20 protein-coding genes, 1 tRNA gene and 1 pseudogene are annotated in these 21,337 nt (G+C 57.6%); 9 read left to right on the top strand and 13 right to left on the bottom strand.

Annotation, left to right across the window (positions count from 1 at the left end):
* Positions 1-459: 459 nt before the first annotated feature.
* From BM131_RS15560 to BM131_RS15545, 4 genes are all read left to right on the top strand, one after another.
* The gene (locus BM131_RS15560; protein WP_090190962.1) at positions 460-1,341 is read left to right on the top strand and encodes an endonuclease/exonuclease/phosphatase family protein; all 882 of its coding nucleotides are present in this window, start codon (positions 460-462) and stop codon (positions 1,339-1,341) included.
* An 89-nt stretch (positions 1,342-1,430) separates the two neighbouring features.
* Positions 1,431-1,889, top strand: a complete 459-nt coding sequence (locus BM131_RS15555; RefSeq protein ID WP_090190961.1) for a (2Fe-2S)-binding protein — start codon at positions 1,431-1,433, stop codon at positions 1,887-1,889.
* Positions 1,890-1,892: 3 nt separating this feature from the next.
* Positions 1,893-4,064 (top strand): xanthine dehydrogenase family protein molybdopterin-binding subunit, encoded by a 2,172-nt coding sequence (locus BM131_RS15550; protein WP_090190959.1) that lies wholly within the window; start codon positions 1,893-1,895, stop codon positions 4,062-4,064.
* Positions 4,065-4,068: 4 nt separating this feature from the next.
* Positions 4,069-4,674 (top strand): Isoquinoline 1-oxidoreductase subunit, encoded by a 606-nt coding sequence (locus tag BM131_RS15545; protein WP_090190957.1) that lies wholly within the window; start codon positions 4,069-4,071, stop codon positions 4,672-4,674.
* A 94-nt stretch (positions 4,675-4,768) separates the two neighbouring features.
* Here BM131_RS15545 and BM131_RS15540 read toward each other — a convergent pair whose 3' ends face one another.
* Positions 4,769-4,975 carry a hypothetical protein gene (locus BM131_RS15540; protein ID WP_139222655.1) on the bottom strand — a complete coding sequence of 69 codons (207 nt, stop codon included), beginning with the start codon at positions 4,973-4,975 and terminating at the stop codon, positions 4,769-4,771.
* A 143-nt stretch (positions 4,976-5,118) separates the two neighbouring features.
* Positions 5,119-6,018, bottom strand: a complete 900-nt coding sequence (locus tag BM131_RS15535) for an MBL fold metallo-hydrolase (protein WP_090190954.1) — start codon at positions 6,016-6,018, stop codon at positions 5,119-5,121.
* A 39-nt stretch (positions 6,019-6,057) separates the two neighbouring features.
* Here BM131_RS15535 and BM131_RS15530 point away from each other — a divergent pair, with 39 nt between their 5' ends.
* The 4 genes from BM131_RS15530 to BM131_RS15515 all read left to right on the top strand — a co-directional run bounded on the left by BM131_RS15530 (position 6,058) and on the right by BM131_RS15515 (position 10,277).
* Positions 6,058-7,377, top strand: a complete 1,320-nt coding sequence (locus BM131_RS15530; RefSeq protein ID WP_090190953.1) for an ATP-binding protein — start codon at positions 6,058-6,060, stop codon at positions 7,375-7,377.
* A gap of 352 nt (positions 7,378-7,729) precedes the next feature.
* Positions 7,730-8,662 (top strand): MYG1 family protein, encoded by a 933-nt coding sequence (locus BM131_RS15525; protein ID WP_090190951.1) that lies wholly within the window; start codon positions 7,730-7,732, stop codon positions 8,660-8,662.
* A gap of 72 nt (positions 8,663-8,734) precedes the next feature.
* A tRNA-Cys gene (locus BM131_RS15520) sits at positions 8,735-8,808 on the top strand.
* 89 nt (positions 8,809-8,897) lie between these two features.
* Positions 8,898-10,277 carry a tyrosine-type recombinase/integrase gene (locus tag BM131_RS15515; protein WP_175499380.1) on the top strand — a complete coding sequence of 460 codons (1,380 nt, stop codon included), beginning with the start codon at positions 8,898-8,900 and terminating at the stop codon, positions 10,275-10,277.
* Between the two features lie 120 nt (positions 10,278-10,397).
* On the opposite strand, the gene BM131_RS15510 is transcribed toward BM131_RS15515, so the two are convergent.
* Both BM131_RS15510 and BM131_RS15505 read right to left on the bottom strand, forming a co-directional pair.
* Positions 10,398-11,417 carry a hypothetical protein gene (locus BM131_RS15510; RefSeq protein ID WP_139222654.1) on the bottom strand — a complete coding sequence of 340 codons (1,020 nt, stop codon included), beginning with the start codon at positions 11,415-11,417 and terminating at the stop codon, positions 10,398-10,400.
* 278 nt (positions 11,418-11,695) lie between these two features.
* Positions 11,696-12,331, bottom strand: coding sequence for a recombinase family protein (locus BM131_RS15505; protein WP_090190947.1), 636 nt, complete (start codon positions 12,329-12,331; stop codon positions 11,696-11,698).
* A gap of 250 nt (positions 12,332-12,581) precedes the next feature.
* Here BM131_RS15505 and BM131_RS20675 point away from each other — a divergent pair, with 250 nt between their 5' ends.
* Positions 12,582-12,716, top strand: coding sequence for a hypothetical protein (locus BM131_RS20675; protein ID WP_281245350.1), 135 nt, complete (start codon positions 12,582-12,584; stop codon positions 12,714-12,716).
* 325 nt (positions 12,717-13,041) lie between these two features.
* On the opposite strand, the gene BM131_RS15500 is transcribed toward BM131_RS20675, so the two are convergent.
* The 9 genes and pseudogenes from BM131_RS15500 to BM131_RS15450 all read right to left on the bottom strand — a co-directional run bounded on the left by BM131_RS15500 (position 13,042) and on the right by BM131_RS15450 (position 21,337).
* Positions 13,042-13,866 carry a ParB/RepB/Spo0J family partition protein gene (locus BM131_RS15500; protein ID WP_175499379.1) on the bottom strand — a complete coding sequence of 275 codons (825 nt, stop codon included), beginning with the start codon at positions 13,864-13,866 and terminating at the stop codon, positions 13,042-13,044.
* Between the two features lie 467 nt (positions 13,867-14,333).
* On the bottom strand, positions 14,334-14,687 hold the full coding sequence (locus tag BM131_RS15495; RefSeq protein WP_139222652.1) for a hypothetical protein: 354 nt from the start codon (positions 14,685-14,687) through the stop codon (positions 14,334-14,336).
* Between the two features lie 35 nt (positions 14,688-14,722).
* Positions 14,723-15,070 carry a hypothetical protein gene (locus BM131_RS20755; protein ID WP_425434309.1) on the bottom strand — a complete coding sequence of 116 codons (348 nt, stop codon included), beginning with the start codon at positions 15,068-15,070 and terminating at the stop codon, positions 14,723-14,725.
* A 339-nt stretch (positions 15,071-15,409) separates the two neighbouring features.
* Positions 15,410-15,604 carry a hypothetical protein gene (locus BM131_RS15485; RefSeq protein ID WP_090190941.1) on the bottom strand — a complete coding sequence of 65 codons (195 nt, stop codon included), beginning with the start codon at positions 15,602-15,604 and terminating at the stop codon, positions 15,410-15,412.
* Between the two features lie 309 nt (positions 15,605-15,913).
* Positions 15,914-16,274 (bottom strand): annotated as a pseudogene (locus tag BM131_RS20545) (transposase); the annotation flags it as partial.
* A 619-nt stretch (positions 16,275-16,893) separates the two neighbouring features.
* Positions 16,894-18,660: an adenine deaminase gene (locus BM131_RS15465; RefSeq protein ID WP_090190934.1), complete on the bottom strand. Its 1,767-nt coding sequence runs from the start codon at positions 18,658-18,660 to the stop codon at positions 16,894-16,896.
* Entirely contained in the window at positions 18,650-19,558 is a 909-nt protein-coding gene (locus tag BM131_RS15460; protein WP_090190933.1) for a nucleoside hydrolase, read from the bottom strand. Before BM131_RS15460 ends, BM131_RS15465 begins: the two co-directional genes overlap by 11 nt.
* Positions 19,555-20,568, bottom strand: a complete 1,014-nt coding sequence (locus BM131_RS15455) for an ABC transporter ATP-binding protein (protein WP_090190931.1) — start codon at positions 20,566-20,568, stop codon at positions 19,555-19,557. Before BM131_RS15455 ends, BM131_RS15460 begins: the two co-directional genes overlap by 4 nt.
* Positions 20,561-21,337 (bottom strand): ABC transporter permease, encoded by a 777-nt coding sequence (locus tag BM131_RS15450; RefSeq protein WP_090190929.1) that lies wholly within the window; start codon positions 21,335-21,337, stop codon positions 20,561-20,563. The genes BM131_RS15455 and BM131_RS15450 overlap by 8 nt, the downstream gene beginning before the upstream one ends.

Here is a 21,337-nt window from a genome sequence, read left to right as displayed (position 1 = left end):
GTTATCCAAAGATAACAAGAAACCACATCAAACAGTGAAGCTGACACCTCATCATCGGACCTAAATCCTAGAGGCGCGATATACAGACGTCTGATCCATCGAACTGAACCAAACCGCCCACATATCTCTTCAGATACTAAATTTTCAAACAGCGTAGAGGCAAAAAGATACAAGATGCGCTAAAAGCGCGTCCCGCTCAAACCTCAAAGAATTTTTCCAACTTCCAAAACTTCCAGTCTCTCAACCGTCCGTCCCGTCCGCTGCACCAAGTCTGCATCACTGCGTCTCCGGTAAAGGGGCTTCTAAGGTTAGCGAACGAAGGGCGCAAGTCGATTCTTTGCAAAATCCGCACCGCGTCCGCAAAAAGTTCATCACCGCTGCGTGAGCCCTTATTTTCATGCATGGTAGACACCTCGCCGCGCACATTACCCTTGGCCTAACCCTTAGAAGGAGTGGCCGATGCGCCGTTTGACTGCCCTGTTTACCCTCTCTTTGCTGCTGTTCGCCTGCGGTCCGCAGGGAATCGCCCTCCCCCCTGCCCATGTAGACACGGTTCGCATCGCGACTCAGAATTCCCACTACATCATCCTGAACAAAGAGAAGGGCAGTTGGTCCGTCGGCAACTGGCAGGACAGGCGCACATCCGTTGATCTCGCGTTCAAAGCCTTGGACGCCGACATCATCGGCTTTCAAGAGATGGAAAGCTTTGCGCGCGGCAACGACGGCAGCACCAACCTTGCCCGCGATTGGCTGCTGGACCAGAATCCGGACTATGCCGCCGGGGCCAGCGGCGATTGGCGCAGCTTTCCATCGACCCAGCCCATCTTTTACCGTCGGGACCGGTTTACACTACTGGACCAAGGCTGGTTCTTCTTCTCTGACACGCCGGACGTTATCTATAGCCGAACTTATGACGGCTCTTTCCCGGCCTTCGCCAGCACCGTCCGCCTGCAAGACAAGGACGGCACGATCCTGAATGTCGTCAACGTCCACTTTGAATACAAAAGCGGATCGAACCGCCTCAAGTCCGCCGCTCTTGTGGCCAGTCGCATGGCCCCCCTGATTGCGGCAGGCGAGCGCGTCGCCCTGATCGGCGACATCAATGCCCTGCGTGGATCGCAAACCGCGCAGATCCTGAAGGACGCAGGCTTCAGCTTTCTTCCCACCTCAGGCTCTACCTATCACCTGAACCGCGGGATCAATCTGTTTGGGGCAATCGACCATATCGCACTTGCAGGACCTCTGACCCCTGCCGCCCCGGCGCAGGTGCAGCGGCGCAAATTTGACGGGCGCTGGCCGTCCGATCATTACGCCGTCGTCGCCGACATTCAGACCCGCTGACCTGTTGCCCGCATGAATCTTCAGTGACTTTTAGTGAATCCGCTCCATGTCATAGTCCTATAACGCGACCGCATCCATGCGAGGGACCCATGACAACATTTACCGTAAATGGCGAAGAGCGCACTGTAGACGTGCCCGGCGACACCCCCTTGTTGTGGGTTCTGCGCGATGAATTGAAACTGACCGGCACAAAGTTCGGCTGCGGCGTCGCGCAATGCGGTGCCTGCACCGTGATGCTGGACGGCATGACCCGCCGGTCCTGCGTGACCCCGGTCTCCACGCTTGAAGGCGCGGACATCCAGACCATCGAAGGCCTGAACACGCCAGAGGCAGAGGCCGTGCAGGCCGCATGGGTGAATATCGACGTGCCGCAATGCGGGTGGTGTCAGTCCGGCCAAGTCGTCAGCGCCGCCGCGCTCTTGTACGAAATCCCGAACCCGACGGATGAAGAGATTGATCAGGCGATGGCCGGCAACATCTGCCGCTGTGCATCCTACGTGCGCATCCGCCAAGCGATCAAAGACGCCGCAAAAACGTTGGAGGGTTAAGTCATGACCATCACACAAAACCGCCGCAACTTCCTCGCGTCCTCGCTGGGCCTTGTCGTCGCCGTCTCGCTGCCCCTGCGCGGGCGGGCGCAATCGGGGGCCGCCTTGGCGTTCCAGCCCGATGGCACCGCTGCCGCCTTTGAACCCAACGCCTTTATCCGCGTGGGCGAAGACGACCTTGTCACCGTCATCATCAAGCACATCGAATTTGGCCAAGGTCCAATGACAGGCCTGTCCACACTCGTGGCCGAGGAAATGGACGCCGACTGGTCCCAGATGCGTGCCGAATCCGCCCCGGCCGATGACGAGAAATACAAAAACCTGCTATTTGGCCTGCAAGGCACGGGTGGCTCGACCGCCATGGCAAACTCTTACACCCAAATGCGCAAAGCGGGTGCCGCCGCGCGCGCGATGCTGGTGCAGGCTGCTGCCGACGAATGGGGCGTCGACGCCTATACTATTACCATCGCGAATGGCGTTCTGACGTCCGGCGACAAAACATCGACCTTCGGCCCGCTGGCCGCCAAGGCCGCGATGCTGACCCCGCCCGAAGATCCCCCCGTCAAGGACCCCAAGGATTTCGTGCTGATCGGCAAGGATCGCCCCAAGCTCGACAGCCAAGCCAAATCCAACGGCACCGCCGTATTCACTATGGATATGGACCTGCCGGGCATGGAATACGTCGTGATCCGCCACGCGCCGATGTTGGGCGGCACTGTCGCCAGCTATGACGACGCCGCCGCGCTTGCCGTGCCCGGCGTCACCGCCGTGCACCAAATCCCGCAGGGCATCGCGGTCTACGCGACATCCACCTACGCCGCCCTGACGGGTCGCAATGCACTAACCGTGGAATGGGATGACAGCGTCGCCGAAACCCGCAGCTCTGACCAGATGATGAAAGACCTCTCTGCCCTCGCAACCAGCGAAACTGGTCTGATGATCGAAGAGTCGGGTGATATCACCTCTGCCCTGACGGGTGCCGCCCAAACGATCGAGGCTGAATTCCACTTCCCCTACCTCGCCCATGCCCCGATGGAGCCGCTGGACGCTGTGATCGAAGTGAAAGACGGCAGCGCTGAAACATGGGGCGGCTTTCAGTTCCCCGGATTCGATAAACAAGCGGTCGCTGGCACTCTCGGGCTCGACATCACGAAGGTTAAGCTGAACGTCATGCTCGCTGGCGGCTCTTTTGGTCGCCGCGCCCAGCCAAGCGCCCAGATCGGCAGCGAAATCGGCGCGATTGCGGCCGCCGCTGGCCGCGATGGATCGTGGAAACTGATCTGGACCCGCGAAGACGACCTGACGGGCGGCTACTATCGCCCGATGACTGTGCACAAAATGCGCGGTGCGCTGGACGCGGACGGCAATATTACTGGCTGGCACAACACGGTGGTCAACCAGTCCATCATGGCTGGCGGCCCGATGGAAATGATGATGCAAGACGGCAAAGACCCGACCTCTTACGAAGGTTCGGTCAAGATGCCTTACGATCTGGCCAACCTGCGGGTCGACTGGGTCCGCGCCGAAAGCAAGGTGCCCGTGCTGTGGTGGCGGTCCGTCGGACACAGCCACACAGCCTATGCGACCGAAGTCTTCCTTGATCAACTGCTCGAAGCGGGCGGCAAGGACCCGGTGCAAGGTCGCCTTGATCTGCTGAAATCCGATATGACCCGCGACCGCGCCGTGCTGGAAAAGGTCGCCGCAATGGCAGGCTGGGACGGGCAAAAGGTCAAAAACGGCAAAGGCTACGGCGTCTCCTTGCACGAATCCTTCAACACTTATGTCGCGCAAATTGCCGAAGTCGAAGACCGGGACGGATTTCCCCATGTCACCAAGGTCTGGTGCGCCGTCGATTGCGGCGTCGCCGTGAACCCCAACGTGATCCGCGCACAAGTCGAAGGCGCCATCGGCTACGGCCTCGGCTCTGTCCTGTTTAACGCGATCACCCTTGGTGAGGGCGGTGTCGTGCAAGAACAGAACTTCGATACCTACCGCATGCTGCGCATCAACGAGATGCCAGCCGTCGAGGTCGAAATCATCGCAAGCGACGCCGATCCCAGCGGCATCGGCGAGCCGGGCACACCGCCCGTCGGCCCCGCCGTCGCCAACGCATGGCGCGCCCTGACTGGTACAGCCGTCACCACCCTTCCCCTCACCACCCCGGCTGGAGCGTAACGCCATGAACATCCTGACCAAACTCACCATGGCCGCCGCTCTCTTCGCCGCCCCGGCCTACGCCGAAACCGTCAACGGCCTGCGCACAGCCGATGAATTCGACTCCATCACCGACGAAGCAGCCCGCTCTGCCGCGCTGTTCGAGGAAATGTTTGTCGTCATCGAAAGCCCGCGCTGCCTGAACTGCCACCCCGTCGGCGATGTGCCCCTGCAAGGCGACGACATGCAGCTGCACCAGCCCCCCGTCGTGCGCGGCGTGGGCGATTTCGGCGCCCCCGGCATGCGCTGTTCCACCTGCCACGGCGCGGAAAACGTGGCCTTCACCACTGGCGAAGGCTCCATCCCCGGCCACAGCCCGTGGCAGCTTGCGCCGATTGAAATGGGCTGGGTCGGCCTGTCTGCCGCCGAAATCTGCGACCAGATCAAAGACCCTGAACGCAACGGCAATCGCACGCTGGCCGAACTGCATGAACATAACGCCACCGACGGTCTGGTCGGCTGGGGATGGGAGCCTGGCGAAGGTCGCACCCCCGCCCCCGGCACGCAGGACATCTTTGGACAACTGACGCAGGCCTGGATCGACACTGGAGCCGCCTGCCCCGCCGGCTGATCCGGACAGAGCACCACACAAACAAAAGCCTGCCGCAGGGTTCCTGCGGCAGGCTTTTCAATTTCAGATCAACCGACGCCCGCGCCGCGTTGCCCTAGCGCAAAAAGGAATCGTCCCGCGCGCCGCCGACGATGGTGCCGTTCTCTACGATTCGGTATCCCGGAACCGGAGTCTGGTCATTAGCGACATAGTCCAAGGCAAGGCCACCCACAGCGACAATCGTCAATGTTATCATCGTGATACTCGACCGAAGTTGATACCACGGGACGTCCCGGGCGGGCCGGTTGTCAGTTGCTTGCATGTTCATGTCCTGCTCGGGCGGGCCTACGTTGATCGCAGGCTCCATTCCCTCATCACATACCACCACCGCAGCCAATTTGCACCCGAACCGGACAGCAAAGGCGCATCCTCGCGCAACCGTGTGACCGCGGCGCCGCGCTGTGACTAGGGCGCGCGCGCGAACACCGCCCCTGCCGTCAACGCAGGCTGGGCCGTCACCAACCCCGCGCCTACCAGTTCGATCAACTGCGCAAAGACATTGCGCGCCGCAATCGGCCACAGCGCCGGGGCAACGTCGGTATAAATCGCCGCCGTCAGCCCGGCCACGTCACGCGGCGTCGTTAGCGCTGCCAAAACCTGCGCCCGCCGCTCCATCCGGTGCGCGATCAGCCAGTCGATCCGCGCCGCAGGCTCCGTCACCGGCGCGCCGTGCCCCGGATACAGCACAGCCGCGCCATCAGCACGCAGCTTGGCACAAGACGTCAGAAAATCGCTGATATCGCCATCAGGGGGCGACACCAGCGACGTCGCCCACCCCATGACCAGATCACCGGAAAACACCGCATCCCCCCAGCGCAGACAAATATGATTGCCCATATGCCCCGGCGTATGCAGCACCCGCAGCGCACCCGCAGGCGTGTCGATCGCATCACCATCACTCACGATCCTGTCTGGCGCAAAGTGCAGATCAATCCCCTCGCCCCCGCCGTCATAACCGCTGTCCACCAGCCCCTGCATCACAGCTGATCGACCGCTATGCGAATCGCCAAACGCCCAAACCTGCGCGCCGGTCTGCGCTGCTAGCCGTGCAGCGAGCGGCGAATGGTCCAGATGCGAATGCGTCACGACGATATGGCTGACGACGTCGCCCGCCGTCGCCTGCAACAGCGCTGCCAGATGCGCGGCATCATCTGGGCCGGGATCGATCACCGTGACCTGCCCTTGCCCCAAAACATAGGTATTCGTGCCGCGCCACGTCATCGCTGACGGGTTGGGGGCCAACACGCGCCGCAGCCCCGGCGCAATCTGCTCTGCCACACCCGGCCTTGGGTCAAACTCATCCATCGCTTTGCCTTCCGCTTCGCACTCGCTAGGATCATGCACATGTTCTTCCAATGGCTCAAACGCTACATGCCGCGCGGTCTTTATACGCGCGCACTGATCATCTTGATCCTGCCCGTCCTCAGCTTGCAGCTGCTGGTGTCGATCGTCTTCATCCAACGCCATTTCGAAGGCGTCACCCGCCAGATGACCGCCGCCGTCGCGATCGACCTGCGCTATCTGCGGGATCTGGCCGATGCCGCCCCAAATCGCGAGGCCGCCATCACATCGGTCAATGCCGTCGCCCTGCCGTTAGAGCTTGCAGTCTCATGGCCCTACGACATCCCCGATATCGTTAGTGACCGGCAATGGTTCGACTTTACCGGGCGTACCGTGGCCATCCGCCTGCGCGAGGCTGTGCCGCAAATCGGGGCCGTCTCTATGGCGGACCGCCGCCGCGTGACTGTCTGGATCGCGACCGAACAAGGCCCGATGTCCGTCGATATTTCCCGCACGCGGCTCTCTGCCTCGAACCCGCATCAGTTGCTCGTCATTATGGTCGTGCTCGGCGCCGTGCTCACCGCGATTTCTTACATCTTTCTGCGGAACCAACTGCGCCCCATCACCCGTATGGCCCGCGCCGCCGCCGATTACGGCAAAGGCCGCATCACGCCCTACCACCCCGGCGGCGCGGCAGAGGTGCGGGCCGCCGGCATGGCGTTCCTCGATATGCGTAACCGGCTAGAGCGGCAGATCCAGCAGCGCACCATGATGCTGTCTGGCGTCAGCCACGACCTGCGCACCCCCCTGACCCGCCTGCGCCTTGGCCTATCCCTGCTCGACGACGAAGAGGCAGAGCCGCTAACGCGCGACGTCGACGAAATGCAGCGCCTGCTGGACAGCTTCCTTGACTTCGCCCGCTCTGACGCTGGCGACGCGATGGAACGGGTCGATCCGGCCGGTATCGTCCGCGATCTGGTCGCTGACTTCACCCGCATCGGCCTTGCGGTCACGCTGCAACCCGGCAGCGGCCCGCAGGTCACCATCCCGATGCGCCCCGCCGCAATCCGCCGCGCGCTGGACAACCTTGTCGGCAATGCCCTGCGTTACGGCAACAAAGCGCATATCGCCGTCCATGTCACCGACCGCGCGATCCGCTACGTTGTCGAAGACGACGGCCCCGGCATTCCTGCGGATCAGCACGACGACGCGATCCGCCCTTTCACCCGCCTTGATGCTGCGCGTAATCAAGACAAGGGCGCAGGCGTCGGCCTTGGCCTTGCGATTGTCGCCGATATCGCCCGCAGCCACGGCGGAGTGTTGCGTCTGTCGGCTAGCGACACGCTGGGCGGGCTTAAGGCAGAACTGGTCCTTGCGCGGTAACGCACGCCCGCTTCAACCGACACTGGTGCAGGCCCGCGACATGGTGCCGCCCCCCGGCTTACTGTTATTGCACCCACACACTATTTCTGACCGTTCAGCTACCAGCGAACGCACCACCCAAAAATTCTTAACCCTTTGTTCGAAAAAACGATTCTTTTACATAATATGTATCGCATGCGAAACATTGCGTTTTTGAAATGTATTTTTCCATTCAGCCAAACCGTCCCCGACCAACGCACCTCCCCTAAAGCGGGTGCCAAATATGCCGCGGCCCCCAAAAAACCCGTCATTTCGAGTTGAACTTGACACTGTTTAAAGGTTTCAGAGGGTAACAATCAAAGGCGCTATTACCATGACGACATCATATTTGGTGACCCATTCCGGCGGTTTTCACGCGGACGAACTCATGTCCAGCGTTGTACTCACGCGCCTGTTCCCACAGGCCCAGATCGTGCGCAGTCGCGACGCAGCATGGATCACCCCCGGACCGGACCGCATCGTTTATGACGTCGGCGGCGGGTATGACCCTGACCTGCGCCTTTTCGACCACCACCAACGCGACGCCCCGCTGCGCGACGATGGCCAGCCGTTCAGCTCTTTTGGTTTGGTGTGGAAACACCTTGGCCGCGATTACCTTGCCGCCCACGACATCCCTGCGCATGACATTGAAACCGTCCACGCCAAGATCGACGCCGGCTTCGTGCTGCCGATTGATCTGCTCGACAATGGTGCCGTGAACCCCTCTGTTGCTGGACCGCTCTCGGGCATGATCCTGCCCAGCCTGCTGGAAACGCTCAAGCCCGTCTTTGACCAAGGCGGACCAGAGGCCGACATGGCCGCCTTTCACGCCGCCCTGAACATCGCCCGCGCCTTTCTAGAAGCCCGCGTCGCCCGCAGCGCCGCAGGCCTGCGCGCCGACGACATGGTGATGAACGCAATCGCCGCCGCTGGTACAGGCCGCGTGCTGGAACTGCCGATGGGCATGCCGTTCCGCCCCGCCGTGATCAAGGCCGGTGCCGATCAACTGCTGTTCGTCATCACGCCCCGCGGGACCGACGACTGGACGCTTGGCGGGATCTCTAAAGACCCCAACAGCTTTGATCTACGCGCCGACCTGCCCGCAGCATGGGCCGGACTGACAGGTGCCGCTTTGGAAGAGGCTAGCGGCGTGACCGGTGCCAAATTCTGCCACAACGGCCGTTTCATCGCCGCTGCATCATCCTATGAGGCGATCCGCGCTATGGCCGACCAAGCCGTCACACAGGCCGAAGCAGACGGCCTTTAAGCCATTTGCGAAAAGCACTTGCACCGGACCGCCGAAAACCATAGGTCACACCTCACAAGACCCTATCCCGGCGGCGAGTTGGCGGAGAGGTTACGCAGCGGATTGCAAATCCGTGTAGACCGGTTCGATTCCGGTACTCGCCTCCACTTTATCTAAGCCATTGCTTAGTCTAAGATTTTCATGATGTTGTCCGTCGTTCTGTTGTCCGTTACGTACCACAGTTATGGACGACGACATGCGATACCTCACCCAACCACGTGGCGCTGGCTTTGTTTTTCGGATGGTAACGCCACCTGAACTTGTGGGCGTTCTCTGTCCTTGGACTGACAAGCCGTTCGGCAAAGAGATCAAACACGGCCTAAGCACACGCCAGAGAGCTGAAGCCCGTCAGAAGCGCGACTTAGTTCTAGGAAAGATCAGACAGCTTCAGCTTGGCGTTACAGATGCAGGCAAGTTCTCTGCTGACACCGCGCGAGAAATTCGGGCCGACATAGCCAAGCTTAGGCACGCCCCCGGTAACTACGATAAAGTTGAAGCGATGGAAGGCGGCCTGTCCGACATTCTCTACGCCGCCGAGCAGAGAGGCGTCGCCCTCACTCAACTCAAGTCTTTCGCGAAAGTAGCCTTGGGTGACGGCATCTTGCTTTCCGATGCTGTTGAGCGGTGCATCCAAGACCGCAGCCCCAATTCAAAGGCAGGCCTCAAGGTCCTCGCGCCGACAACTGTAGCCGCCCTTCGTACTGCCGTTGGCTACCTGAAGGAATTCATGGGAGACACCGACGATACGTTGTCGTTAGCTGACGTGAGCGCCAATGATGTGCGGGCGTTCATTCGCGTCTTCTTGCGTGATGTGAGGACGGTTCGCGCCCCAAACGGCTTGTCTCGTGGCTCAATTGACAAACAAGTGACTATGCTCAGGGGCTTGTGGGCATGGGCGGAACAATTTGACTTCATTGCACCTGACGCCTCTTCGGTCTGGGATCTTCCCCGCCCTATTCCGCAGCAAAGAGCTGATGACGCGGTATCTCGCGACACGTTCCGGCCAGAAGAGTTCCAAGCGCTCGTAGACCCCCTGCCGATTGGTGATCGTGGAGGTGATCTGCTGCGCCTAGCGCTAGCGACAGGCTGCCGGTGCGACGAGATTGCAATCCTTAAGGTAGCTGACGTGGCCCCCGGCGCGGAATACTTCGTGGTAGCGAAGGGAAAGACCAAGAATGCTCGGAGGATTGTTCCGATTGTTCCTGCCGCGCGAGCCATCATCGCCAATAGGATCGCAGAACATGCAGCGACAGGCCGCGTTTTCCCTGAATGGCCCATCAGGCCCGCAAGTGGCAAGGCCGCAGCGCTATCCCAGTGGTTCACTCACTACCGCCGCAAACGGCTTGGACGGGAAACTGACGGCAGGCTTACGTTTCATTGCCTACGTCACACATGGCGGACCGCCGCCCGCCGCGCTGACATCCCACAGGCAGACATTGATGATCTTGGTGGTTGGTCCGGCGAGAAACGGTCCGACAAGGTCTACGACCACGGCAGGCTTCTTGAACAGCTTGCGCCGATGCAGGAGAGAATTTGGGGGCAACTGATCAGCGAAGGCTTTTCGCTATTCCCGTGACGCATGAACTGGTCCGTCAAAACACAAATTGTTAGCCAAATGGATGGCGAAGGTTTTGTAACTACTTCGAAGCAAGCTCACTTCTCACTACCTTGTCGAAGATCTGCCTGTCTATTAAAGTCATTCGACCGCCCCCCCGGTCTCGCCCTCACTCCCAGAAATCAATCTGAGCAACTTCGACAATCCCGAAAACAAGCTGTCAGCATCGACGAACGCAAGAAGGGTAGTGGCTACACCAAGCGCAAGAGCAGTCAAAACACCTGTAGCGAGGCCCGGCCATACTTCGTCGAGAAACGATCTTTGGGCCTGAGCCAAACGGATTTGCGCTAGGGGAACGGTCGTTTGATGAACTCGCAGCAGAACCAACATAGCGATCATGGCAATAACGGTGACGTACAATCGATTAACTACGCCGGGGACTCCGGGAAGCCAAATTAGAAGAGCCAAGAATACTCCGGTGTTAAGCAATGAGCCGTGTTTGCGGTAAAGTGTTGCAACCTTCGACTGCTTGTCAGCGAGTTGAGCGTTGACCGCCTCAAGGACCCCCGTGACCCAGACTTCGTCACCCCCAGCGACCCTTATCTCATTCTTTTCATAGCGGCCAAGCTCGATAGTAACGGTTCGATCCAGTCCGTCAGGCCCTTGGGAACGAGCATCCAATCTCATCTGTTGAAGTATTCCCAATTCCGCCGCACTCGCGAGGAATTCAGGTGCGAGAGTTGTTTGGCCAGCCTCCTTCTCAGAATTGCCTAGTGCGCTGTGGTTAACCAGAACTGTGCTGCCCGGGAGCTTTTCCTGTAAAAATTCGATGAGTCTCTTGATGTCTCCGAATGCTAAACGGACGACACCTAGCTGCCGATTATGAATGTGGAGCCGAAGCCCCAAGGCTTGTTCATAAGGTAAACTAGTTTTTTCAATGTGGTCATGCGGGAAGAGCTGCATCGTTCCTGCATTGCCAACGCTTGTTTCCCAACGCCCTCCAAAAGCCCCTCCGTCATTGAGTTGAAGGTTTGCTTGAAGTGAGACGACAACATTTTCTTCCTCAATGCCGCCCTCAGCTTTGTTTTGCTTTAGTTGCCCGTCGAAATTTAAGTATTGACCATTGAATGTTCCGACCACATCAAACTGGAGTAATCCCACGGCATCATCGTTTAGGCGAAGTCGCCCCTCGACTCTGTCTCCGGGGCCAGTTGTCATGTACTCAAGAAACAACCTGCCAGTGTTCGTACCGTAGATGTGACCCGCCATGTGTCGAATGGGCTGGAGCTCCGCTTCTGTCTCAATCGGCCTAATATTCATCCGTTACGTCCGTTAGATGCATCACGATACCTTTGATCAGGCCAATCGCTTATGTGAATATTCGGACACATCTCAACGCTCGCGGCAACCTATAATTGCAATATCGTTAGTTCCAACATTCACATACCCCATTTCGCAAGGGCTGCCTCCGCATCTTTCGGCTTGTCTCTGATCCGCAGTACCGTTTGACGCGTCAGACCCGTAGCTCTTGCAATAGCCGAAGTGCCGTCGCCTAGACTCAAACGGTTCTGCACTATCTTGAAAGTTGCACGGCTGTAGCTTGGCTTCTTGCCCCGGTATCGGGTCTCATCGCCCTTAGCAGCCGCAATCCCGGCCCGCTGAGCTTCTTTCGTTGCCTCTGCCTGCGCTTGTGCTGTCGCGGCCATGAAGGCGATCAGAGCGTCCCTCACAGCTGCCTGCATTGCATCCGTTGTCGCTCCATCGAAGGTAAGGCCGTTGATCACAGTCTTGATGATGACACCGCGCCGCATGAACTCTCGGATCGTGTCGGTGACGTCTTCATAGTTTCGGCCCAGACGATCAACCCACCGGACGACCAGCACATCGCCCGACCGAAGAAGGTCAAACAGACGCTTGCCTTCGGGACGCTCTGCCAGCCGTGTGCTGACACCTGAAACACCGTGATCGCTCACGACGTGATCAATGGTAAAACCTGCTGCCTGCGCTTGTGCTGTCTGGTGGGCAATGTTCTGGTATGCAGTCGAAACGCGAGCGTAGAGGATTGTTTGGGTCATAGTAGCCTCAGGGTGTACGATGGGGTTATGTACATTGGTATGTGTGACCGTTGATGGGTGTCAACCCTATCGTACACCTTCAAGGCAAGGTTCTGATGTGTCCGATGTGGTATACCCTTGCGGACACTCGCGACCCCACGCTTACCAGACCCATCCGCCCCATGCTAAGACATTGAGCAACAGGGACTAACGCCACTTGGCATAGCTGCCGTAAGTTGCACGAACACACTTGCAACCGAAAGGCCAGCCAATGAAGACCTACGCTTTCACCGCCCTCGCGTTCACCATCACCCTGATCGACCACGGCCCAGCTCTGCCACTGACACGGCCCATTGTGGTTCCTGATGTTGGCCCCGGTGAGCGCGGGCTGTGCATGGCAGGCTGAAGCTGCTCATCACCTGCCCCGAACCACGCGGTATCTGACGGCCAGCTGCCCCGCCTTACATCGATCCGATTGACGTAGCCTAGAGAACGGCTGTAGCGGCCCTCTCTTTGCCCTCATGCTTTTTGTAGTGTTCATGGCTTGCTGCAACAGGATGCTTTGAGCGGGGCACTGAGTGGCGCTGACGACCCATTGCTTGACTAGACCCCCACCCCCTCATTCATCCTGCTACCGTGGCCCCCAGTGTATCGATGGGGGGAAGCGGCAGCGCGGGCTATAACGTAAAGCCGCTCAGAAATTTGCCGTGAAAATGGTCCGTGTGCTGTCATCACCCGAATGGTTCGTCATCGTCGTCTGGCACTTCTCCCTTGAGGCCGTCCAATAGCGTGACAGTTCCGTCAAACTCATCGATGTCCACCTCGTGGAAGCCGTGGTATTCCAGCCCTCCTCTGAAGCGGTTATCGCCCAATATCTCCCAGACTGCCTCAAGCACAACGTCAGCTTTCCACTGCGCATAGGGGCCAATGGGACCACTGATCTGTTCTTTTATCTTAGCTATCGCATCCTCACGCCACTGCGCTGCCCGGTCCTCGTCGAACTCGCCCTCGTCCACATCCCTACAGGCCCGCTGAGCCTCTTTCCATGTCTTTGGCAGATCACACCACCCTGCGGCCTCTAGTTTGTCCCGTACAGGCCTCATACGGCCCACCGTTGATGTGCTGCGGTTGCATATCCGGCTCACCTCAGCCTTTGAAAGCCTGCGCTGTTCGCATGTCAGTTCCCATGCCCAATCCGACCTGTCCTCGTCGGCCATTTGAAGCCGATGCTTTGAGTTCTCGCGGATTGCTACGCGTTTCCCTTCCTCTTCCGTGCAGGCGTAAACCAGTACAGGGACGCTGCGTTGCCACATGGCCTGTCGGTATGCCTCCAGCGAATGGTGGCCGTCCAGCACCACGAACAGCCCATCGTGTTGCTTGCGGACACTGATCGGGTCTAGCGCGTCACCACGCTTCAACGTCGCTCTCAAGTTCGACACATGGCCGTGGTTGATGCCGTCTTGCCGGGGCTGGAACACCTTCGGATTGGTTGTGATTTTTTCAAGCTTTACAGTTGTCTGCTTTGGCTTCGGTAGTGCATTGATATTACTGTTCATATGGGGTCTTTCGTCGCCGATGAATGGGGCGTCAGGGTGTACTATTGGTACAAACCATAGGTGGTACCCCCAGCTTACGCTGAAGACCCTCAGGCTTCCTCTAGCTTCACCCCCACCCCACCGGGGCATGTAAGGCGTAAGCCAGCTCTCGCCTCCTACGGTGCTGCTGTTCAATGGTGGAACCCAAAGCCTGCTGAAGCTGCTCGTTCGTGGCCTATCGCGGTCATGTCCCACGCTGGAATGTGATGAACCTAAAGCCAGCCCTACCCACTTCAGGAAGTTCAAGCTTATCCAGACCCTCCTCGTCCTCCGAGAGGACAGGCAAGCTTAAGATAAGCTATAGCTTCCCCCTTCAGGCTTTTCTTTGTCAGGGACGGGGGAAGGGGAATTCTTAGGGAAGCTATAGCTATGGTGGAACTCAAATGGTTGCGCCGCCATATGCCGGAACTAAACGGGAAGTAGGAAAGTTAAAAATCAAACATGCTGAAAAATGCGCCATGATCGATGAGGCAGTACAAGGTGGCCAAGTCATCTAATTCAATATCGTAGGACACCCACGATCCGTCCTCAAACAATGTCATCATCATGTGAAGCTCGCTCGAGTACTGGTACCCACTTTCGTGCATCCGCCCAGACAAAATTAGTTCGTGCTCTTGTTTCGCTTCCGTAACGTTTTCCGCTACGCGCTGCCAAAATATGTCTTGCGTAAGGCATCCCCAATTAGGTTCTGCCGCTGTTGATGTTGCCGCTGCAATTAAGAACACAGTTGTTATGGTTTGATGCGAAGAAGTCCTAAAGAGCATTGCGGCAATCCTTGTCATGTTTGTTCTCATTATCTGCCTAACAACCTATCGATCTAGCTCTTGCCAGCTCTAGGTCCCGGCCCTCGTTGATCTGTCAGCGCCGTCACGCGATCCACTGCCCGATCTAGGCGCTTTCTGAGGTCGTCCACAGTGTCCCTGTCGCACTCCACCCGTCCCGCCTCACCCTTCAAGTTCCAGCTCACAGACAATCCCACCACCGACTTGCCCCGTTTCTGGGGGACTATGCTCACCGCTAAGTCCGTCAGTGCGTTCACCTCTGTCATCGCAGGCTGGATCGCTTGCAGGCTCAGGTTCTTGTAGGGGCGAGCTTGTCGTCCTCCACGCTCAGCTTCTTCCTTAACTACCTTTGCCCTATCCAGATGTTGGCAGAAGTCATGCACAGTTTTCTGTCGCAATAGGGTTGCTCCTTCAAGTTTACCTCATTGACAGCCAACGGCATGTATTGGACGTTGTCCATCGTGGACTACAGTTTGAATGGACAACTTCAGGCGACTTCTGGCTTATTAAACAATAACTTAGACTTTCAGGCGTAGTTTCCGGTACTCGCCTCCAATGATTTCAGTGACTTGCGTCATAAGCTCACTTCTTAAGTGTAGTTTTTGAAACAGCCGTTGAAACATTCACGTTTAGGACCTGTTCTGGACCATGCGATTACCGGCGTCCTGAGCACGTGTAGCCAGTTCGCGTTGCCTCACCTGACCACCATACTTTTTCAGCAATCACACACCTGAGCGCCCGGTAACGGCCTTGACCATCTCTTCATCGCGTCCGGACTGGTAGAGTTCGATTGTCGCATTCTTGCGCAAGCCGTGCATGACGTAGTTCAATGCGTCTGGATGTTGCATTTCTGATTTCACCTTGCGCATCTCGTCGGCAATCGCATGTTGGTGTACCGGACGTCCGCTCTTATCCATGACGACCGTCAGACCGTTCTTTTCGACCGTCGCTAGATGGTCCTTAAGGCGATCCGTCAGCGGTATCCAAAGAGGCTTGTCGGTCTTACCTTGAGTGAAGTCGTAGACCCCATCCTAAATGTGGCCCCACCGGATCGTCACCACGTCACCGATCCGCTGTCCTGTGCCTAAACACAGTTCATAGGTTAGACCTGCGCGGGGCGGAGCAACGGCTTCAAACTCTGCTTTGACATCATCCGGCAAAGGCCCCCAGCCGTCGCTTGTCTGCTTAGACAGAGGAATACCCTTTGCCGGGTTCCCATGCTCTTTCTTGAGAAAGCCGCTCAGACGTCCACGCCCCCCCCTTTTCGCCCAGAAACTTGAAGCCGTCCGGTGTGTTTTAAGGTGCGCCGCATCGAAGGAAATCGTCTTGTTGTCGGGTGCCTTTGCCGCCAAACCCGTCATAATCTGCGCGAAAATGCCCATGTCGCTCCACATTTTCTAGCGGTTGCAGAACGTCTGGTGAGAGCCATACTCACGGTTCATCTCGCCAGCGCAAGCCGTTGCGATTGATGAATACTAGGCCGCTGAGGACAAGCTGGTCGTCCACACGCAGCACGCCATGGCTCTTCGGGAAATACGGCGAAATCTGCTCCATCTGAGCCTCGTTCAGCCAATACAGATTGCCCATAAAGCCCACTTTCGTTCGGGGGCGGTGAGGTCAGGCAGGCGTCGCAAGTTCAGTCAGATTAATGGGTCCTGTCCCTAGGAAGAACAATATAAACAACGTCAACGTTTGGATCAGAAAGCAGGTCAGCCAGGTCCATGGATAGTGTTGAAACCCGTATTGTGACTCAAACTGTTTCAACAGATCTGGGTTTCGGCCGTGAATGAAATAAAGCTGGGAACCATTGCGCTTGACGATCCTAGCAATGGCCTGGTGAGGAATAAAACCTGTGCTGATAAGTGCCAAATTCAGCGCCATCTTTTCCTCATAATTCTTCTATTTATGCTGGAGCGACTAAAGAAAAGAGAAGATAGGCCCCAACCTACAGATAAAAGCGAGAACGGGAACGTAGCACTGCGACAACACGATCAATTCAGGAAATCTACACTGCATCAATGCCTTATTTTAATTTCTCGCAACCGCCTATAGTCGGTTACAATCGGCCGATATCGTTGTCTTGCATAGAGGGTAAGTATTCAAGATTTTCAAAATAACAAACGCGCCTTAGCCCCCGAGCATTTAGCCAATATTTATGTCCACGGAGATATGCAAACATCGTCGTGTCATGAATTATTTAAGTCAATTACGAAATTACGCAGCTTTCGAGGACTACGTTTTCGAAAACATCAACAAGACCAACATCGCTGAGGCGTGGACCTGCATTACAGACTAAGGACGCCCCGAACAACGCCTTGAAGACAAGGTATGGCGGCTGCCAATCCACGAGCGTGTCCAATGTTGCGCGAAGATCTGCAAATTCCTTTGCGACATCTTCAAGCGGCTGTTCACTGATAAGACCGGCAATAGGCAAAATTAGTTTCGCAACAACCTTACCGTCAGCCACGACAACAAGCCCGCCTTGCATTTCGCGTAGTGTATTCGCAGCCACGGTCATATCGTTGGGATCACGCCCGAAGACTGTGATGTTATGGCTATCGTGAGAAACAGTCGACGCAAAAGCACAGCGCCACGTCCCCCAGTTTTCCAAGAATGCGACCCGCGTTGGAGTGTTGAGACCGTAGCGGTTACAAACAGCCATTCGGATCATGTCATCGGGCAACACGAGATGGCCCTCTTTAACCTCGACATCGCGGGCACCCCATTGCGGGAAACGCGGCTTAGATAGCGTGGCAATGTGCACAACTGTACCTTTGGCCGCGACACCGAAGTCTGCGGTATCGAATTTCCGCGTTTGGACCGTATTCGTAATTGCGGGCAGCACGGGGATATCTTGTACCGGTTGACACAACTCACCTGCGAGGGCCGCCAATTGACCAGCTACAAAAACATGTGATGCGGTAACCTTGTGCAGATCGGACAAAAGTACAAAATCGGCCATTTTCCCTGGCGCAACGAGGCCAAGTTCAGGCCGTCCAATGCGGCACGCTGCATTCAGTGTGGCCGCGCGGTAAGCCCAAGCAGGCGGCACACCGTTTTCGATGAGCATCGCGATCACATGGTTTAGCCCGCCTTTGGCGTATAAATCATCTGGAAACACGTCGTCGGTGCACAGTGTGACTGTTTGCGGGAGGTGCCCCAAATCAATGATGGCTTTGGCAAATTCTGGTATCAGGTGGGGGTGCGAGCCGCGCAGCTCGATGGTCATCCCCGCCTCTAAGCGGGCGATCAGGTCGGCGGCTGACGTGAGCTCGTGATCTGTCTCGACGCCTGCGGCGACGTAGGCGGCCAAGTCGCCACCTATGAGGCCACGGCCATGCCCACAGACCCGTTTACCGCTTGCGAGACCTGCGGCGACGATCCCTTGCACGCGCGGGTCGCCGTCCAGCAGTTGGTGCATTGTCATGAGCTCAGCGGCACCGTGGATGTCGGGGCGGGCCAGTAGTTGTGCGATTTCGGAAGGCCCAAAATCTCCACCGCTCACTTCAAACATGGGCGCCGATGGCACGCAAGTGGGTGCAAGCGGTAGCAGCCGTATAGGCAGGCCTTTTGCCGCGTCGCAGGCGTAATCAACACCGGCAATACCAGCCACGTTTGCCAGCTCGTGTGGGTCCCAAAGTGCAGTCGTCACGCCGCGCGGAACCACCGTGCGGGCATATTCGGCGGGCGTCACCATAGAGCTTTCGATGTGTAAATGCGTGTCGATAAAACCAGGCACGACATATGCGCCCGTTGCATCAATTTCGGCGTGGGCTTCGCGTGTAGGATCTGGCGCGTGAACGCTGGCGATGAGCGGGCCAATGAGGCCGATATCAACGAGCCGTTCGCGACCCGTGACCATATCGAGCATCACCGCGTTGCGCACAAGCATATCAAACGGACGCAAACCACGCGCCGCTTTGACAGCATCGGCACGAAGGATCGGGTCATTCAGGTTAACATCAGTTGGCATTGGCGTGGTTCCCTGTGAGCGCGTCCAGACAGATTTCTGCGGCCTCTAATGTGGTTCCAACAACAAGGCGAGTTGATCCATTGGTCGTGTGTTTGAATGTTGTCTGTCCCTGCGTCGCATTCAAGGCCACTGAAACGGACATGTCACACTGGCGGTATTCGAAGGCGTCTGGTTGAGACGCAACAAGTGCGGCAAGCGGGTCATAGATCGACATGGTCGGGCGTCCCCTCGTTAGCCCAATATCTAGATACCCGCCAAGCAGGTCGGCGGTGAGGGGGTCGGTGCGCGGAAGTTGGTCAGGGCCAAAGGCCACTGTGCGGCAAAACATGAGATCCACCACGTCAAGCGGGAGGCCAGCCTCTGCGACGATTGCGGCCGCGTCTGGATCAGCCAAAGCGTTAAATTCGGCCAGTGCCGAGTGATTGCCCGCACCGTCGCTGCCGCCCATCCAGATAAGGCGCGTGATGTTTTGCGCCAACTCGGGTGCGTCTTGCACAAGACGCGCGATGTTTGTGAGCGGGCCAATCGCCAGAATGTCGCGCCGCATGCCGTACTGTGCCGAGCCGAGCCAGCTTTTAAGCGCTGTATGGGCGTCCGTGGTTTCTCTCAGCGGTCCGCCATCTGGTATATGCTGGCCACGGCTTTGCATGCCGCGCGTTCCCAAAATACGCTCTGCCGTTTCTGGATTGCGCAAGAGTGGGCGGGCCGCACCCGCGTAGATCGGCGCGTCCAAACCGTAAGCCTGACGTGCGCCAAGGGCGTTTGAGGTGACCTGCGCCAGTGTGGCGTTTCCAGCCACGAGCGAAATGCCCGCAATGTCATCACCCAAATGGCGCAGCGCCAAAAGTGCCCAAAGATCATCGAATCCAAAGTCCGTATCGACCCAGAATGTGCTCATGCGGACAGTTGCCTCGCGTTAGATTTCGGAAGATCAAACGCAATGTTTTCGCCAAGCGGGACTTCTAAAGTTTCAATTGGCGCGTCTGCTTTGATCTGACCAAGGGCGGTATCAATGACATATTCGCGGTGTCCTCCTGCAAAGCTACTAGCGGAGACGCGGCCACTTAACGGGCCCTGACCGACCTGCACGCCGCTTGGGCGCCACGCAAGCATCGGTGAGGTTGCTTTGAACCCTAGCGGGAGTTGACCAAAATCAGACACAAGATTTTCGCCTTGGACGCGGAAGATGTTTTCGAAACCCATGAATTCCGCCGCAAACGCCGTGGCCGGTTCGGCATAGAGTTGATGCGGTGTGCCCAGTTGTTCGATCTTGCCGTCTTTCATCAAAACAATCCGGTCTGCCAGCGCCAAAGCTTCGGATTGGTCGTGTGTGACGAACACCATTGTGACGCCGGTTTTCTTTTGGACGCGCTGGAGTTCGGTGCGCATTTCTAGACGCAGGCGTGCATCGAGGTTTGATAGCGGTTCATCCAGCAGCAGCACCTTTGGCTCCATCACCAATGACCGTGCAAGGGCGAGTCGCTGTTGCTGGCCGCCTGACATCTCTGCGGGTTTACGTTTTTCGAACCCTGCCAATCCGACGGTCGCGATACCTGCCTCGGTACGCTGGCGGATTTCTGTCTCTGGCATCTTTTGCAGGCGTAACCCGAAGGCCACGTTTTCAAAGGCGCTAAGGTGCGGGAACAGTGCGTAGGATTGGAACACCAAGCCGATGCCCCGTTTGTTGGCCGCGACGCGGGTAACGTCGCGCCCGTCAATAACGATGGTGCCAGACGTAGGTGTCAGCAGCCCCGCGATGGCACGCATGGTGGTGGTTTTGCCGCAGCCCGATGGCCCCAGTAGCGCGATCAGTTCGCCTTCGACGACATCAAGGTTCAGGTTTGGGACTGCAACCGTTTTGCCGTAAGACAGGGTGAGGTTACGGAGGCTTACATATTTTTCAGACATAGCGAGAAAATCCCAATAGGCGTTCGGCGATAAAGACGATGGCAAGTGACATGAAGGCCAGAAGCGCAGAGAGTGCAGCGACTGATGGATCATAGGTGATTTCCATGTATGCGAGCATATCGATGGGCAACGTCCTTACTCCCGGCCCTGACAGGAACAGCGACACGGGCACCTGATTAAAGCTGGTCACAAAGCCCAGAATAAACGCGGCAAGCACGCCGCCGCGAATGTTAGGCAGCACGACTTTTGTGAATGCTTGCAGGCGGGTACAGCCGAGCAACACGGCGGCCTCCTCCATGTCAGAGCGCAGGTTGTTCAGGCTCGATGACACGACGCGCACGGCATAAGGCAATACAAGCGCAGTATGCGCCATGAACAGTGCCACCGTGACAGTAACATCCAATGGAATGACCATATACCGCAGCAGCGCCAAACCGACGATAATGCCAGGCACGATGATGGGCGAGGCCACGACTGTGCGGATGGTCTCTGCACCGGGCAATTCGTAGCGGTTCAGAGCGTAGGCCGCAGGAATACCCAAAAGCAGCGCCGCCAATGTGCCGAAGATGGCAAGACCCATCGAAAGCACAAAGCTTTGACGGAAGCTCTCAATGGTGAAAACCTTGAGATACCATCTGAGCGACAAGCCGTCGGGCGGGAAAGCAAGGGATTCACCGGCAGACGCGCCCGCGAAAATGATGATGATGAATGGCCCAATCAGAAAGATGAGGGTCAGGCCGATGATCGCCCAGCTTGTTAGATTTTTCAT

Source organism: Loktanella salsilacus (assembly GCF_900114485.1).
GTDB lineage: Bacteria > Pseudomonadota > Alphaproteobacteria > Rhodobacterales > Rhodobacteraceae > Loktanella > Loktanella salsilacus.
The sequence above is the reverse complement of the archived record's forward strand: the minus strand, read 5'-3'. Positions and strand labels throughout refer to the sequence as shown.

Excerpts from the sequence above, each read along its gene's own strand:
- BM131_RS15560 (WP_090190962.1), top strand. The coding sequence starts at position 460 with ATGCGCCGTTTGACTGCCCTGTTTACCCTCTCTTTGCTGCTGTTCGCC.
- BM131_RS15555 (WP_090190961.1), top strand. The coding sequence starts at position 1,431 with ATGACAACATTTACCGTAAATGGCGAAGAGCGCACTGTAGACGTGCCC.
- BM131_RS15550 (WP_090190959.1), top strand. The coding sequence starts at position 1,893 with ATGACCATCACACAAAACCGCCGCAACTTCCTCGCGTCCTCGCTGGGC.
- BM131_RS15545 (WP_090190957.1), top strand. The coding sequence starts at position 4,069 with ATGAACATCCTGACCAAACTCACCATGGCCGCCGCTCTCTTCGCCGCC.
- BM131_RS15540 (WP_139222655.1), bottom strand. The coding sequence starts at position 4,975 with ATGCAAGCAACTGACAACCGGCCCGCCCGGGACGTCCCGTGGTATCAA.
- BM131_RS15535 (WP_090190954.1), bottom strand. The coding sequence starts at position 6,018 with ATGGATGAGTTTGACCCAAGGCCGGGTGTGGCAGAGCAGATTGCGCCG.
- BM131_RS15530 (WP_090190953.1), top strand. The coding sequence starts at position 6,058 with ATGTTCTTCCAATGGCTCAAACGCTACATGCCGCGCGGTCTTTATACG.
- BM131_RS15525 (WP_090190951.1), top strand. The coding sequence starts at position 7,730 with ATGACGACATCATATTTGGTGACCCATTCCGGCGGTTTTCACGCGGAC.
- BM131_RS15515 (WP_175499380.1), top strand. The coding sequence starts at position 8,898 with ATGCGATACCTCACCCAACCACGTGGCGCTGGCTTTGTTTTTCGGATG.
- BM131_RS15505 (WP_090190947.1), bottom strand. The coding sequence starts at position 12,331 with ATGACCCAAACAATCCTCTACGCTCGCGTTTCGACTGCATACCAGAAC.
- BM131_RS20675 (WP_281245350.1), top strand. The coding sequence starts at position 12,582 with ATGAAGACCTACGCTTTCACCGCCCTCGCGTTCACCATCACCCTGATC.
- BM131_RS15500 (WP_175499379.1), bottom strand. The coding sequence starts at position 13,866 with ATGAACAGTAATATCAATGCACTACCGAAGCCAAAGCAGACAACTGTA.
- BM131_RS15495 (WP_139222652.1), bottom strand. The coding sequence starts at position 14,687 with ATGACAAGGATTGCCGCAATGCTCTTTAGGACTTCTTCGCATCAAACC.
- BM131_RS15485 (WP_090190941.1), bottom strand. The coding sequence starts at position 15,604 with ATGGATAAGAGCGGACGTCCGGTACACCAACATGCGATTGCCGACGAG.
- BM131_RS15465 (WP_090190934.1), bottom strand. The coding sequence starts at position 18,660 with ATGCCAACTGATGTTAACCTGAATGACCCGATCCTTCGTGCCGATGCT.
- BM131_RS15460 (WP_090190933.1), bottom strand. The coding sequence starts at position 19,558 with ATGAGCACATTCTGGGTCGATACGGACTTTGGATTCGATGATCTTTGG.
- BM131_RS15455 (WP_090190931.1), bottom strand. The coding sequence starts at position 20,568 with ATGTCTGAAAAATATGTAAGCCTCCGTAACCTCACCCTGTCTTACGGC.
- BM131_RS15450 (WP_090190929.1), bottom strand. The coding sequence starts at position 21,337 with ATGAAAAATCTAACAAGCTGGGCGATCATCGGCCTGACCCTCATCTTT.